The organism is Rhodococcus sp. HM1, from assembly GCF_023218075.1.
Classification (GTDB): domain Bacteria; phylum Actinomycetota; class Actinomycetes; order Mycobacteriales; family Mycobacteriaceae; genus Rhodococcus.
In genome coordinates this window covers 1-14999 of the sequence record NZ_JALPTB010000105.1, presented here as the reverse complement: position 1 = coordinate 14999, position 14999 = coordinate 1, and the positions used below count along the sequence as shown (strand labels likewise).

Here is a 14999-nt window from a genome sequence, read left to right as displayed (position 1 = left end):
ACCATGACCACCGACACACTGCTCCCCACCGCCACCTACGACCTGGCGGTGACCACCACCCGCGAACTCAATGCGGCCCTGCACGCGACGGAGGCCCCGGCTTCGGTCGAGGTCGTGAACCCGCAGGGCGCCCATGCGCTGGCGTGCGGACTGAACCGTCCGATCGACGTCCGCATCGACGGCCACATCGGCTACTACGCGGCCGGGATGAACCAGCACGCGAACGTGACCATCGACGGCAACGCCGGCGTCGGGGTCGCCGAGAACATGATGTCCGGCACCGTGCGTGTCACCGGAGACGCGTCACAGTCGGCCGGCGCCACCGCCCACGGCGGACTGCTGGTGATCGAAGGCAACGCCGCGGCCCGTTGCGGAATCTCGATGAAGGGCGTCGACATCGTCGTCGGCGGCAACATCGGTCACATGAGCGCCTTCATGGGCCAGGCCGGCCGCCTCGTCGTTCTCGGCGATGCCGGTGAGGCCCTGGGCGATTCGCTGTACGAAGTGCGGATCTACGTGCGAGGCAGCGTCGCCTCGCTCGGCGCGGACTGCGTCAGGAAGGAGATGCGCCCCGAGCACATCGCCGAACTGCAGGAACTGCTCGACGCGGCCGGCTTCGACGCCGACCCGGCCGAGTTCACCCGCTACGGCTCGGCCCGGCAGCTCTACCACTTCCACGTCGACAACGCTTCGGCGTACTGACGACCCCGACGTACTTCCGCCCGCTCGACCCCCCGAGGAGACTTCCATGACCTTCCAGCCCGGACTGCGTGAGTCGGCCACCTTCGACCGCAACGTCATCCACGAGATCCAGCGCGCCGCCGCGACCGGCATCTACGACATCCGCGGCTGGGGTGCCAAGCGCAAGGTTCCCCACTTCGACGACCTGCTCTTCCTCGGGGCGTCGATGTCGCGCTACCCGCTCGAGGGCTACCGCGAGAAGTGCGAGACCGACGTCGTCCTCGGCGACCGCAACGCGAAATACCCCCTGCACCTGGACATCCCGGTCACCATCGCCGGCATGAGCTTCGGTGCCCTGTCCGGCCGCGCGAAGGAGGCCCTCGGACGCGGAGCCAGTGAGGTCGGCACGTCGACCACCACCGGCGACGGTGGCATGACCCCGGAGGAACGCGGACAGTCCAAGCACCTGGTCTACCAGTACCTTCCGTCCCGGTACGGAATGAACCCCGACGACCTGCGCAAGGCCGACGCGATCGAGGTCGTCCTCGGACAGGGCGCCAAGCCCGGCGGCGGCGGCATGCTGCTCGGCCAGAAGATCACCGAACGCGTCGCGGGAATGCGCACCCTGCCCGTCGGCATCGACCAGCGCAGCGCGTGCCGGCACCCCGACTGGACCGGACCGGACGACCTCGCCATCAAGATCCTCGAGCTCCGGGAGATCACCGGCTGGGAGAAGCCGATCTACGTCAAGGTCGGCGCGACCCGCACCTACTACGACGTCAAGCTCGCCGTGAAGTCCGGCGCCGACGTCGTCGTGGTCGACGGCATGCAGGGTGGCACCGCAGCCACCCAGGACGTCTTCATCGAGCACGTCGGCATCCCGACCCTGGCCGCACTCCCCCAGGCCGTGCAGGCCCTCCAGGAGATGGGTGTGCACCGCACCCCCGGCGGCGTGCAGCTGATCGTCTCCGGCGGCATCCGCTCGGGCGCCGACGTCGCCAAGGCGATGGCCCTGGGCGCCGACGCCGTCGCCATCGGCACGGCCGCCCTGATCGCCCTCGGCGACAACGACCCGAAGTACCAGGCCGAGTACGAGAAGCTGGGCTCGGCCGCGGGCTTCTACGACGACTTCCAGGACGGCAAGGATCCCGCCGGCATCACCACCCAGGATCCCGAGCTGCAGGCCCGCTTCGATCCGGTCGAGGGTGGTCGCCGGCTCGCGAACTACCTGCGCGTGCTCACCATGGAGGCACAGACGATTGCCCGGGCGTGCGGCAAGTCGCACCTGCGCAATCTCGAACCGCAGGATCTCGTCGCCGTCACGATGGAAGCCGCCGCCATGGCTCGGGTCCCCCTGGCCGGCACCGACTGGATCCCCGGCCGCAGCAGCTTCTGACCCCGTGACGACCCCCGCAGCCCTGCTCGACGACCTCCGGGACTGGCAGGCACAGGCCGTCTGCCGGTCCCGGGACGTCGACTTCTTCGACGACGCACCCGAGGCCGTCGCCCGCGCCAAGTCCGTCTGCGCCTCCTGCCCCGTGCTGGAACCGTGCCGCGACCACGCGGCACTGGCCGGTGAGACACACGGGGTCTGGGGCGGGTTGACACCCACGGAACTGATTCGTCACCGGTGGCTCGCCCGAGCACGACACGAACGGGCCTGCCACAGCCGATTCTCGAGAGGACACGACAGATGACCGCCTTCGACTCGCTCTGGGCATCGATCCTGGACGTCGGCAAGCATCCGACGACCGGGGGCTACCGCCGATTCGCTTGGAGCGACGCCGATCTCACCCTTCGGGAGTGGTTCCGCGGCTGCGCCGCCGAACGCGGCATGGACGTCGAAGAGGACCGCAACGGAAATCTCTGGGCCTGGTGGCTACCCGAAGGCTGGGTGGGCGATCCGACCGGCGCGTTCGTCACCGGCTCGCATCTGGACTCGGTGCCCGACGGCGGCGCGTTCGACGGTCCCCTCGGCGTGGTCTCCGCCTTCTCCGCGGTGGACATCGTCCGCGAGCGCGGCATCGTCCCGACCGTCCCGATCGCGATCACCGCGTTCTCCGACGAGGAGGGGGCTCGCTTCGGAGTCGCGTGCGTCGGCAGCCAGCTCACCACCGGAGCACTCGCTCCGCAGCGCGCGCTCGGTCTGCGGGACCGCGACGGAATCACCCTGGCCGAGGCGATGACCCGCGCCGGCCGGGTGCCCGAACACATCGGCGCCGACCCGGCTCTCGTCGACCGGGTCGGGGTGTACGTCGAACTGCACGTCGAACAGGGCCGGGCACTCGACCTCGTGGACGCGCCGGTCGCGGTCGCGTCGTCGATCTGGCCGCACGGCCGCTGGCAGTTCACCTTCACCGGCGAAGCCAACCACGCCGGTGCCACGCGCCTGGTGGACCGCCACGACCCGATGCTGGCCTACGCGTCGTCGGTGCACAGTGCCCGCTCGTGTGCCGCGTCGGCCGGCGCGGTCGCCACCTTCGGCAAGATCGAGGTATTGCCCAACGGCGCCAACGCGATCCCCTCGGAGATCAAGGCGTGGCTGGACGCTCGTGCCGCGGACGAGGAGACCCTGACGAAACTGGTCGCCGAGATCGAGGCCGAGGCCCGCCGGCACTGCCTGCCGGACGAGATCGGACTCGACGTCTTCGCCGAATCCATCACCCCGATCGTCGAATTCCCCGCCGGACCCCGCGAACGGCTGCGCCGGGCACTGTCCCATCTCGGAGACATTCCGGTGCTCCCCACCCAGGCCGGACACGACGCCGGCATCCTGTCCGAGAAGGTCCCCACCGCAATGCTGTTCGTGCGCAACCCGACCGGAGTGTCGCACTCCCCGCACGAGTTCGCCGAGCCCGGCGACTGCAACGTCGGCGCGCAGGCCCTGGCCGACATCATGGCCGACTGGACGGCGGGCAGCTAGATGGCGATACAGGTGGTGCGGGCCGGCGACCGACGTCGGGTGCCCTGGCGCAACGGCGCCGGGACGACCGAGGAGATCGCCACCGGCCCCTCCGGCGGTGGCGACCGACCCCTGTGGCGGATCAGTCTGGCCGATCTGGGGTCGGAACCGAGCGAGTTCTCCGCCTTCCCCGGCACCGACCGCATCTTCACCGTCGTCGGTGAGCACGGCGTCGAACTCGACGCGGGCCACGGATCCGAGTCGGTGAAGCCGTGGAGCCCCCACCCGTTCGCCGGGGAGGATGCGCCCCGCTGCATCCCACAGGGCGCCACCCGCGCGTTCAACGTCATGACCGACCGCGGGGGTGCCGGCGCCACCGTCACGTACCTGCCGCTCGACACCGAATTCGTCTCCCGGCCCGACGGAATCACCGCCCTGTACGTGCGGTCGGGCACCGTCCACGCGGGCACCGAGCACGCCGAGGCCGGCGACTGCATCCTGATCCGCCACGAGGCGATCACGCTGCGAGGAACCTCCACCACCGGACTGCTGGTGCAGATCCGTCCGACCCCTGCTTCCCTCCCGTAGAACCGATCTCTCCCCATCGACATCGACTTCCCCACGGACCTCCCTCGGGACGTCCGTCCGAACAAAGGATCCTCAGGTGACGGACACGACAAAGTTCCTGATCGTCGGTGGCGGCCTCGAAGGCCTGGCCATCGCCTACTCCCTCGCCGACCGCGGCGAGACCGACGTCCTGGTGCTCGAACGCGACACCCTCTGCTCGGGCATGACCGGCAAGTCCAGCGGCGTCGTGCGGTGCCACTACGGCACCCCCTCCCTGGCGGCGATGTCCTGGTACGGCGTCGACATCTTCACGCGCGCGACCGAGATCTTCGGTGACGACATGGCATTTCGTCAGTGCGGCTACGTCGTCGGGGTCGCGGAGAACAACGTCAAGCCGCTCGAGGCGAACATCGAGATGATGCAGGGCCTCGGCATCGCCACCGAACTCATCGCGCACGACAAGATGGCGGAGCTGTGGCCGGGCCTGAACCTCGACGACTTCGCACTGTTCGCCTACGAACCGCTCGGCGGCCGGGGTGAGGCCTACATGGCCGGAATGGCGTTCGGGGCGACGGCACGTCGGATGGGCGTGAAGATCCGGCAGAGCACCCCGGTGGTGTCGCTGCTGCAGAACGCCGCCGGCCGGGTCTACGGCGTCACGCTCGCCGACGGTTCCGAGGTGCACGCCGAGCAGGTCATCGTCGCCGCGGGCCCCTGGACGCCGGCGCTCGTCGCCGGAGTCGGCGTCGACATCGACGTCAAGGCGCAGCGCGCCCAGCTGGTCCTCGTCGACCAGGGCGTCCCGACCCCGGAGGTCCCCGTGCTGTCCGATCTGGCGGGCCTGCAGTACATCTGCCGCGAGCCGAACGGCGAACTGCTGGTGGGCAACTCCGATCATCAGGCACCGGAGTACATCGATCCCGACAAGTACGTCAACCGCGCCGACGACTCGACGATCGAGAAGAACATCATGAAGCTCGGCAACCGCCTGCCCGACATGCCGGATCCCCGGATCACCAGCTCGTACGTCGGCGCCTACGACGTCACCGAGGACTACAACCCCGTCATCGGCCCGTCGCCGGTCGAGGGCCTGTTCCTGGCGACCGGCTTCTCCGGGCACGGTTTCAAGATCTCCCCGGCCGTGGGCAAGCTGGTCGCCGACCTGCTCATCGACGGCAAGACCGACCTGCCGAACGTGAATCCGGACGATTTCCGATTCTCCCGCTTCGAGGAGGGCGACCTGCTCCTGAGCCTCAATCCCTACGAAGGAGCCGGTGAGATGCGCTGATCCCGGCACCTCCGACCGTCCTGCGCCCTCCGCGGATGCACTCGCAGCCGCGGAGGGCTCGCCCGTCACCGAAATACCCACCGCGAGAGGGTGTCCACTACCGGTGAACAAACGCTACGCTGCTGACATGGCCAGCCCCGACCGTCCCGTCCTCTACGACGATTCCGGACGCGAAGTCCCCCGCGGCACCCCCACGGGTGTGGATCTCGAACGGGCGATCGCCCACCAGGTGCGGTCGTTGCGCCTGGCCAGCGGGCTGTCCGTCGGGGACATGGCCGCCAAGGTGGGGATCTCCAAGGCGATGCTCTCGAAGATCGAGAACGCGCAGACGTCGTGCAGCCTGTCGACCCTCGCCCGGCTCGCGGCCGGCCTCGACGTTCCCGTCACCTCCCTGTTCCGCGGCGCCGACACCCGTCGTGAGGCCGTGTTCACGAAGAACGGCCAAGGCGCCGAGATCGTCGGCCGCGGTACACGCGTCGGCCACCACTACGAGTTGCTCGGGGCACTGCGCGGACAGCACAAGCGGCTCGAACCGGTGCTCGTCACCCTCACCGACGCGAGCGACGTCTTCCCTCTCTTCCAGCATCCCGGCACCGAATTGCTGTACATGCTCGAGGGTGAAATGGTCTACGGGCACGGCGATTCCGAGTACCACCTCCAACCCGGTGACGCCCTGCTTCTGGACGGCGAGGGCCTGCACGGACCGAACGAGCTCGTGACGCTTCCCATCCGGTTCCTTGCGGTCACCGCGTACCCCGACAATCACCAGGGGTAGAGCGGCGTTCAGTCCAGGAACAGGTCGAGCTGGAGTTCGCCGTCGCCGGCCCGGTACTTGTCGAGGTCGGTGATCCCCGCCGCGGCGAGCACCTCGTCGTCGATGTAGAAGTTCCCGGTCGCCTCCGTGCTCGGTGACGTGAGCACCAGATACGCAGCATCCGCGTAGATCTCCGGCGTCCGGGACGAATTCACCATCTGCTCGCCGCCGAGCAGGTTGCGCACCGCGGCGGTCGCGATGGTGGTGCGCGGCCACAGCGAGTTCACGGCGATGCCGTCGCCCTTCAACTCCTCGGCGAGCCCGAGCGTCGTCAGGCTCATGCCGTACTTCGCGATGGTGTACGCGAGCGCTCCGCCCGCCCATTTGGGATTCAGGTTCAGCGGCGGCGACAGCGTCAGGATGTGCGGATTACGCCCCGCGCTCGCGGATTGCCGCAGCGACGGAATCGCCAGCTTCGAGAGCAGGAACGTGCCGCGACAGTTGATGTCCTGCATGAGGTCGTACTTCTTCATGGAGATCCGGTCGGTCGGTGACAGGTCGATCGCGGACGCGTTGTTCACCACGATGTCGATTCCGCCGAACTGTTCGACGGTCCGGCGCACGGCCTCGGCGACCGCCTCGTCGTTGCGTATGTCCCCCACGAAGGGCAGTACCCGGCCGCCCGCCTCCTCGAGTTCGGCGGCCGCGGTGTAGATGGTGCCCGGCAGTTTCGGGTTCGGTGTGTCGGTCTTGGCGATCAGCGTGATGTTCGCGCCGTCCTGCGCCGCGCGGAGCGCGATCGCCAGGCCGATGCCCCGGCTGCCGCCCGACATGATCATGGTCTTTCCGGCCAGTGGCTTCGCGTCCGGTGTGCTCATGTGGGCTCCTCGTCGACTGCCGTCCGATTATGCCCGTCCGGTCACTGCCGTGTGCCCGAAACGCGCGGGTTCCCTCCTGCCACGGCAACGGCAGGAGGGAACCCGTCAGCGGTTCACTTCACGGTGGGAACGACCACCTCCCGGTCCGCCGCGAATTCCTCCGGACGCATCTTGGACGGCGCGCTGGCTCCGAAACTGTCCATGACGTAGGCGGTTTCGCCGTGCACCGGGACGTCGATACCCATGATCTCGGTTTCCTTGTCGACGCGCAGGCCGATGGTCTTGTCGATGGCCTTGGCGATCAGCCAGGTCACCGCGAAGCTGTAGGTGAACACCGCGGCCATGGCCAGGATCTGACGGCCCAGCAGGTCGATGCCACCGCCGAAGAACAGTCCGTCGACACCGGCCGGCGCCGCAGCAGTGGCCACGAACGCGATGAGCAGGGTGCCGACGACACCGCCCATGAGGTGGATGGCGACGACGTCGAGCGAGTCGTCGTACCCGAGCTTGAACTTCAGGCTCACGGTCAGGAAGCACACCGCGCCCGCGGCGAAGCCGATGAGCAGCGCACCGAGCGGGGAGACGAGGCTCGCGGCAGGGGTGATGCCGACGAGCGCGGCGATCATGCCGGACACCGCGCCGAGCGTCGTGGCGTGCTTCTCCCGGATGCGTTCCACGAGCAGCCAGCCGAGCAGGCCCGCGACCGCGGCGATCATCGTGTTCAGCACGACCACGCCCGCGGTGTGGTTGGCACCGCCCGCGGAACCACCGTTGAACCCGAACCAGCCGAACATCAGGATGCCGCCGCCGAGCACCACGAGGGGCAGGCTGTGCGGACGCGGGACGTGCGGGAACCCGCGGCGCTTCCCCAGCGCGATCGCGAGTGCCAGCGCGGCGACGCCGGCGTTCATGTGCACGGCGGTGCCGCCGGCGAAGTCCTGCGCGCCGAGCACATTGGCGATCCATCCACCCTTGGTGCCGGCGTCCTCGTCGTCGAATGCGAACACCCAGTGCGCAACCGGGAAGTACACCAGCACGACCCAGATCCCGGAGAAGATCATCCATGCGGAGAACTTCATGCGGTCGGCGACGCCACCCGCGATGATCGCGACGGTGATGCCCGCGAACAGCAGGTGGAACGCCGCAGTCAATGCGGCGGGCAGCCCGTCCGACGGCTCGAGCAGCGAGCCGAGTCCGATGTCGGTGAACGGATTACCGATGAGTCCGAGGCCTCCGACACTGTCACCGAGCACCGCAGCCGGGCCGAAGAACACCCACACCACCCCGGCGACGGCGAAGCCCCCGAGAACCATCATGATCATGTTGAGTGCGCTCTTGACCCCGAGCATGCCGCCGTAGAACAGCGCGAGCCCCGGGACCATGAGGGCGACCGCCGTGAATGCCGCGAGAACCCAGGCAGTGTCGGCGGCAGCGATTGCCTCTTCCATACGTGTCCACCTTGTTCAGTCCTGAGGGAAATCCCTCCAACGTTTACCGGCGATCGTCTTATGTCGTTCATCACCGTTCCCCGAGAGTGAACGGTCTGTGTAAAACGCGGCCTCGCCCGCGGTGAACATTTCGTTAAGCACCCGAGTGGCCGAGGCAACATGAGCCGGGTCACTATGGACTCATGACGAGACGCGCACCTGTGGACGACATCGACGAATCGACGCTCGAGGTCACGGAGGCAAAGGACCACGCCGCCGGGGTTCCGGCAGTGCTCGTGTCGCTGCAGCGCGCGTACGCGCAGATGGGGGCGGCCCGCACCGTCTCGACCCTGGCCCGCCTGAACCAGCGCCACGGATTCGACTGCCCCGGCTGCGCCTGGCCCGAGACGCCCGGACACCGCAAGCCCGCCGAGTTCTGCGAGAACGGCGCCAAGGCGGTCGCCGAGGAAGCCACCCTGCGAACGGTGACCCCGGAGTTCTTCGCGCAGCACTCCGTCGACGAGCTGACCGGAAAGACCGACTACTGGCTCGGTCAGCAGGGCCGGATCACCCATCCGATGGTGCTGTGGGCCGGTGGCAGCCACTACGAGCCGATCTCCTGGGACGCCGCGTTCGAGCTGATCGCCGACGAACTGCGCGGCCTCCCCTCCCCAGACGACGCCGTGTTCTACACCTCGGGGCGCACCAGCAACGAGGCCGCGTTCCTCTACCAGTTGCTCATTCGCAGCTACGGCACCAACAACATGCCGGACTGTTCGAACATGTGCCACGAATCGTCCGGCAGTGCGCTGATCGAGGCGATCGGCATCGGCAAGGGGTCGGTGTCGGTGCCCGACCTCGAGCAGGCCGATCTGATCCTCATCGCGGGGCAGAATCCCGGGACCAACCATCCGCGGATGCTGTCGACGCTCGAGAAGGCCAAGCACAACGGCGCGAAGATCATCGCGATCAATCCGCTGCCGGAAGCCGGCCTGCGCCGGTTCAAGGATCCGCAGAAGGTCAACGGCGTCCTCGGGCACGGCGTCGACATCGCCGACGAGTTCCTGCAGATCCGGCTGGGCGGCGACATGGCCTTGTTCCAGGGTCTGGGCCGGCTGCTGCTCGAGGCCGAGGACGCCGCGCCCGGCACCGTCGTCGACCGCGCGTTCGTCGACCGGTACTGCGCCGGGTTCGACGAGTACGAAAAGCACATCCGTGCAGTCGATCTCGATGTGGTCACGGAAGCCACCGGCCTGACCGAGCAGCAGCTCCGTGCCACCGCGGCGGATCTTGTCGCGTCGAAGGGGACGGTGATCTGCTGGGCGATGGGCCTGACCCAGCACACCCACGCGGTCGCGACGATCGGCGAAGCCGTGAATCTGCTGCTCGTGCGCGGCATGATCGGCAAGCCCGGGGCCGGGGTGTGCCCGGTGCGCGGGCATTCGAACGTGCAGGGCGACCGCACCATGGGTATCTGGGAGAAGATGCCCGAATGGTTCCTGGCGGCACTCGACACCGAGTTCGGGATCACCAGCCCCCGCCGGCACGGCTACGACACGGTCGAGGCGATCCGGGCGATGCGCGACGGCCGCGCATCGTTCTTCATGGGGATGGGTGGCAACTTCGTCTCCGCGACCCCGGACACCGCGGCCACCGAGGCCGCGCTGCGCAACTGCGCGATGACCGTCCAGGTGTCGACCAAGCTCAATCGCAGCCACGTCGTGCACGGCCGCACCGCGCTGATCCTCCCGACACTCGGCCGCACCGATCTCGATGTGCAGGCGAGCGGCAAACAGATGGTGTCGGTGGAGGATTCGATGTCGATGGTGCACCTGTCGCGCGGCCGACTGCACCCGGTCTCCGAACACCTGCGCAGCGAGGTCGCGATCGTCTGCGGTCTCGCCCGAGCCCTGTTCGGCCCGGATCATCCGGTGCGCTGGACCGCATTCGAGGGCAACTACGATCTGATCCGCGATTCGATCGCGCGGGTCGTGCCCGGGTGCGAAGACTACAACACGCGGGTGCGCCGGCCGGACGGCTTCCAGCTGCCGCATCCGCCGCGTGACGCGCGCGAATTCACCACGAGCACAGGCAAAGCCAACTTCTCGGTGAATCCGCTCGAATGGGTGCCGACGCCTCCCGGCCGGGTGATCCTGCAGACCCTGCGCAGCCACGATCAGTACAACACCACCATCTACGGTCTCGACGACCGCTATCGCGGGGTCAGCAACGGACGCAAGGTGATCTTCCTGCACCCGGAGGACGTCGTCGAACTCGGTTTCGCCGACGGGGATCTCGTGGATCTGGTGTCGGAGTGGACGGCGGCGGACGGGACCGTCGAGGAGCGTCGCGTCCACGACTTCCGCATCGTGCCCTACAGCACACCGCGGGGCAACGCGGCCGCCTACTACCCCGAGACGAACCCGCTCGTGCCGCTCGATCACGTCGCCGCGAAGTCGAACACCCCTGTGTCCAAGGCGATCACGGTTCGGCTGGAGAAGTCGGGGTCGGCCTGATGGGACGCGTCACGGCACGACGACCGGTCCTGCGGATCACCCCCGAAGGGAACGTCCGCCGGCCCGACACCCTGGCCGTCGAGGAACCCCTCGAGATCAGGCTCGCGGGACGGTCGCTGACGGTCACGATGCGCACGCCCGGCCACGACGTCGAACTCGCGCACGGTTTCCTGCTCGCCGAGGGCATCATCGGCAGCCGCGAGGACATCGTCGCGGTGCGGTACTGCAACGGTGTCGACGAATCCGGCGCCAACACCTACAACGTGCTCGACGTCGCGCTCGCCGACGGTGTCGACGTCGCGGACGGCGCCGGCACCCGGAACTTCCTGACGTCCTCGGCGTGCGGGGTGTGCGGGAAGGAGTCGCTGGACCAGGTCCGCACCCGCACCCGCTTCCCGCTCGCGACCGACGGGCCCGCGGTCACCGCCGAGGCGCTGGCCTCGATGCCCGACGCGCTGCGGAGGCGGCAGAAGATCTTCGACACCACCGGTGGACTGCACGCCGCGGGGCTGTTCACCCCGGACGGCGTGCTGCTCGCGGTCCGGGAGGACGTCGGCAGGCACAACGCCGTCGACAAGGTGCTCGGCTGGGCACTGATCGAGGACCGGGTCCCGCTCGCGGAGACGGTGCTCATCGTCAGCGGCCGCGCGTCGTTCGAACTCGCCCAGAAGGCCGTGATGGCCGGGGTCCCGATGCTCGGGGCGGTGTCCGCGCCGTCGTCGCTGGCGGTGGACCTCGCGGCCGACGCCGGCCTGACGCTCGTCGGATTCCTGCGCGGTGGATCCATGAACGTCTACACCGGCGCCGATCGCATCAAGGCCGGCGGCTGACCCCGACGGTCGGCGGTTGGCAGTCGGCGGCGACGGGTCGGCGACGGCAGCCGCGTCACCCCCCGTCTTCTCCGAGCGAATGTACCGTTCGCTCGATCCAAGGAGACGAACGGTACATTCGCTCGGAAACAGGGGGCGCTCGGAAGGTGGGGCGGTCAGCTCCGACGCGGGCGCGGGACCGTCTTGTCGACGAACAACGCTTCGACCGACACGCACACCGCGCCGTCCGCGGTCCTGATGTCACCGACCGTGTTGATCTTCGCGCCGTCCTGGGCCACCAACCGGCCACGGACGGTGAGCGGCACGAACAGCGGGGTCGGGCGGTGGTACCGGACGTTGAGCTGAGCGGTCGCGCCGCTGCGCCCGGCCCACGCGTTCGCGACCCCGAGAGTGTGATCGAGCAGCAACGCGGACACACCACCGTGCACGTGCCCGGGCGGGCCCTGGTACGGCAGCGTCAGCGTCACGACGCCCTCGACCGAGCCGTCGTCGCGACCGGTCAGGACCAGCGGCGGGGCCACCGCGTTCTCCGGCCCGGCGACGGGGTCGTGCCGGGTGACGCCCTCCCCGTTCCACATGTCGACCAGGCGTTCCTCGACCTCGGGAGCATGTTCCTCGAGATGCTCGGCGATGCTGTTCAGCTCTTCGGCGACGCGTTCGAGGTTGGCATTGCCGCGATCGGTGCGCAGCAGCGCGTTCACGACCCGGCGGGCCGCGGCGGTCGCCCGGTCCACGGGGGTGTCCTGCGGCGCCGACGTCAGGACCGTGCCGTCGGGCGCCTTCCCGACGACGGGGTGTGTATCCGGATCGACCTTCATCGGACCTCCGTGGTTGCGTGGGTGAACACGTGCCGACCGCCCCTCGGGGGCGTGCTCACTTTCCGGGTTCGGGATCGCGCGGCAGACCGAGAAGCCGCTCACCGATGATGTTCAACTGGACGTTGGTCGTTCCTCCGGCGATGGACAGGCACTGCGCATTGAGGAACATCTGCGTCGGGGACCGGCGATCCTGCCCGCCGAGCAGTGCGGTGGGCCCGATCCATTCCATCGCGACCTCCCACACCTGCTGGATGTGCTCGACGCCGAGCAGTTTCGCGATCGACGACTCCGCGCCGGGCTGCGCGCCGGTCAGCGACCGCAGCGTCGACCGCAACGCCAGGAGACCACCGGCCTGCGCGTCGCACAGCATCTTGCCCAGGACCGTCAGTTGTTCGTCGTCGAGTCCACCGGGGACGTTCTCCGCCAGGGACAGCAGGGTTTCGCCACCCGCTCCGAGCGACGAGTCGTTCGACAGAGACACCCGCTCGTTGGCGAGTGTGGTGCGAGCGAGTTTCCAGCCGTCGCCAGGCTTGCCGACGAGGCATTCGTCGGGAACGAAGACGTCGTCGAGGAACACCTCGTTGAACAGCGCTTCACCGGTGATCTCCCGCAGCGGACGGATATAGAGACCCTCGGAGTTCTTGATGTCGATCAGGAAGTACGACAGGCCCTGGTGCTTGGCCGCACCGGAGTCGGTGCGCGCCAGACAGATTCCCCAGTCCGCGACGCGGGCCATCGACGTCCACACCTTCTGGCCCTGCAGTTTCCAGCCCCCATCGACCTTCGTGGCCTTGGTGGACAGCCCGGCGAGGTCGGAGCCGGCACCGGGTTCGGAGAACAGCTGGCACCACACGATGTCGCCGCGCAACGATGCCGGAACGAAGCGCCGCAGCTGCTCGTCGCTGCCGTGCGCGATGAGCGTGGGCACCACCCAGTTCCCGATGATCATGTCGTGCGGTTCGAGCTCCGCGGACCGCAGTTCCTCGGCGATCACGAGCTGGGTGACGGCATCGGCGCCCTTGCCCCACGGCGCGGGCAGATGCGGTGCGGTATAGCCCTTCTCGGCGAGGTACCTCGTCCGATCGGCACCCTCGAGATCGACGGCCGGTGCGAGTTCGGCACGGACGTCGGCGCGGATCTGCTCGGCTTCGGCGGGCAGGTCGACACCGAGGACGCGGCGGGCGCCGCCGAGGGTGAGCGTCGCGACCCGGCGCTTCCAGGATGCGGTGGAGCCCGACAGGATCCGCAGCGACTGCGCGCGCCGGAGATACAGGTGCGCGTCGTGCTCCCACGTGTAGCCGATGCCGCCGAGGATCTGGATGCAGTCCTTGGTGACCTGGAACGCGGTCTCGGGCGCGACCGCCGCGGCCGCCGCGGCGGCGAGCGACGCCTCGTCGGCCGGGATGTCCTCGCCCTGCGCCCGCGCGGCGTCCCACGCGGTGACGCGGGCCTGCTCGGTGAGGCTCAGCATGCGGGCCGCCTTGTGCTTGACGCCCTGGAACTGGCCGATGACCCGCCCGAACTGCTGACGCACGCGGGCGTAGTCTGCGGCGGTCGTGGTGGCCCAGTCGGCCAGGCCGGCCGCCTCGGCCGCAAAGAGGGTGGCGGCGAGATCGAGGACCCGCTGCGCGTCGAGCGTCAGCAGGTCGCCGGCAGCGAGAACCACGCCGTCGACGGTGATCTCGGCGTTGCGCCGGACCACGTCGTGGCTGGGCAGGTCGGTGACGTCGAGACGGTCGCGATGCAGGGTGACGAAGGCGAGTTCGCCCGCGTCGTCGGCGGCGAGCAGGAACACGTCGCCGACCTGACCGCCGAGCACATAGCCCGAGGTACCGGACAGGGTGGCGGTGCCGCCGTCGCGGGTGATGCGCAGACCGCCGGGTTGCAGGGACACCGCGCCGGACAGCGAGCCGTCGGCCAGCCCCGCGAGTTCGCCGGTACGACCGGCGGCATGCAGGACGGCGGAGACGATCACGGTGGGCAAGAACGGGCCGGGCACCATCGCTCGACCGAGTTCCTCTGCGACGATTGCGGTTTCGAGGAGGGTGAACCCGGCGCCACCGACCTCTTCCGGCAGGTGCAGTCCGAGCATGCCGAGTTCGGCGAGCGAACCCCAGTACTGCGGTCGCGTCTCGGTCTTGGCCTCGACGGCGTCGCGGATCACCGCGGGGGTCGCGTGGCGCGCAGCCCATCCGCGCACGGAATCGCGGAGTTCGCGGTCCTCGTCACTCAGTCCGATGGTCATGAACGGGTCCTTAGGTCGGAAGCTCGGGAAAGTTTCGCCACCCCTCCGCCTTTCCGAGCGAATGTACCGTTCGCTCGATCCAAGGAGACGAAC

Annotated in this window: 13 protein-coding genes; 9 read left to right on the top strand and 4 right to left on the bottom strand. The window is 68.8% G+C overall.

The window, feature by feature from the left end; all coding sequences use genetic code 11:
• The first annotated feature begins 3 nt into the window (after nucleotides 1–3).
• From M1M07_RS30205 to M1M07_RS30175, 7 genes are all read left to right on the top strand, one after another.
• Entirely contained in the window at nucleotides 4–702 is a 699-nt protein-coding gene (locus M1M07_RS30205) for a protein glxC (protein WP_248676525.1), read from the top strand.
• A gap of 46 nt (nucleotides 703–748) precedes the next feature.
• On the top strand, nucleotides 749–2077 hold the full coding sequence (locus M1M07_RS30200) for an FMN-binding glutamate synthase family protein (RefSeq protein WP_197250793.1): 1329 nt from the start codon (nucleotides 749–751) through the stop codon (nucleotides 2075–2077).
• 4 nt (nucleotides 2078–2081) lie between these two features.
• Nucleotides 2082–2378, top strand: a complete 297-nt coding sequence (locus tag M1M07_RS30195; RefSeq protein WP_197250794.1) for a WhiB family transcriptional regulator — start codon at nucleotides 2082–2084, stop codon at nucleotides 2376–2378.
• On the top strand, nucleotides 2375–3604 hold the full coding sequence (locus M1M07_RS30190) for an allantoate amidohydrolase (RefSeq protein WP_197250796.1): 1230 nt from the start codon (nucleotides 2375–2377) through the stop codon (nucleotides 3602–3604). Before M1M07_RS30195 ends, M1M07_RS30190 begins: the two co-directional genes overlap by 4 nt.
• Entirely contained in the window at nucleotides 3605–4171 is a 567-nt protein-coding gene (locus M1M07_RS30185) for a HutD family protein (RefSeq protein WP_197250798.1), read from the top strand. It begins immediately after the preceding gene.
• 76 nt (nucleotides 4172–4247) lie between these two features.
• Entirely contained in the window at nucleotides 4248–5438 is a 1191-nt protein-coding gene (locus M1M07_RS30180) for an FAD-dependent oxidoreductase (RefSeq protein ID WP_197250799.1), read from the top strand.
• 127 nt (nucleotides 5439–5565) lie between these two features.
• Nucleotides 5566–6213 (top strand): XRE family transcriptional regulator, encoded by a 648-nt coding sequence (locus M1M07_RS30175; protein ID WP_197250801.1) that lies wholly within the window; start codon nucleotides 5566–5568, stop codon nucleotides 6211–6213.
• 8 nt (nucleotides 6214–6221) lie between these two features.
• Here M1M07_RS30175 and M1M07_RS30170 read toward each other — a convergent pair whose 3' ends face one another.
• Entirely contained in the window at nucleotides 6222–7070 is an 849-nt protein-coding gene (locus M1M07_RS30170) for an NAD(P)-dependent oxidoreductase (protein WP_197250803.1), read from the bottom strand.
• A 113-nt stretch (nucleotides 7071–7183) separates the two neighbouring features.
• Nucleotides 7184–8518, bottom strand: coding sequence for an ammonium transporter (locus M1M07_RS30165; protein ID WP_197250804.1), 1335 nt, complete (start codon nucleotides 8516–8518; stop codon nucleotides 7184–7186).
• Nucleotides 8519–8700: 182 nt separating this feature from the next.
• Here M1M07_RS30165 and M1M07_RS30160 point away from each other — a divergent pair, with 182 nt between their 5' ends.
• Both M1M07_RS30160 and fdhD read left to right on the top strand, forming a co-directional pair.
• Complete coding sequence (locus tag M1M07_RS30160) at nucleotides 8701–11013, top strand: FdhF/YdeP family oxidoreductase (protein WP_197250807.1); 2313 nt, start codon at nucleotides 8701–8703, stop codon at nucleotides 11011–11013.
• Complete coding sequence (gene fdhD / locus M1M07_RS30155; RefSeq protein WP_248676524.1) at nucleotides 11013–11843, top strand: formate dehydrogenase accessory sulfurtransferase FdhD; 831 nt, start codon at nucleotides 11013–11015, stop codon at nucleotides 11841–11843. Before M1M07_RS30160 ends, fdhD begins: the two co-directional genes overlap by 1 nt.
• A gap of 155 nt (nucleotides 11844–11998) precedes the next feature.
• Here the strand turns inward: fdhD and M1M07_RS30150 are convergent, their stop codons facing one another.
• Together M1M07_RS30150 and M1M07_RS30145 are read right to left on the bottom strand one after the other, a co-directional pair.
• Nucleotides 11999–12661 carry a PaaI family thioesterase gene (locus tag M1M07_RS30150; protein ID WP_248676523.1) on the bottom strand — a complete coding sequence of 221 codons (663 nt, stop codon included), beginning with the start codon at nucleotides 12659–12661 and terminating at the stop codon, nucleotides 11999–12001.
• A gap of 55 nt (nucleotides 12662–12716) precedes the next feature.
• Nucleotides 12717–14906, bottom strand: a complete 2190-nt coding sequence (locus M1M07_RS30145) for an acyl-CoA dehydrogenase (protein WP_248676522.1) — start codon at nucleotides 14904–14906, stop codon at nucleotides 12717–12719.
• Nucleotides 14907–14999: the final 93 nt, after the last annotated feature.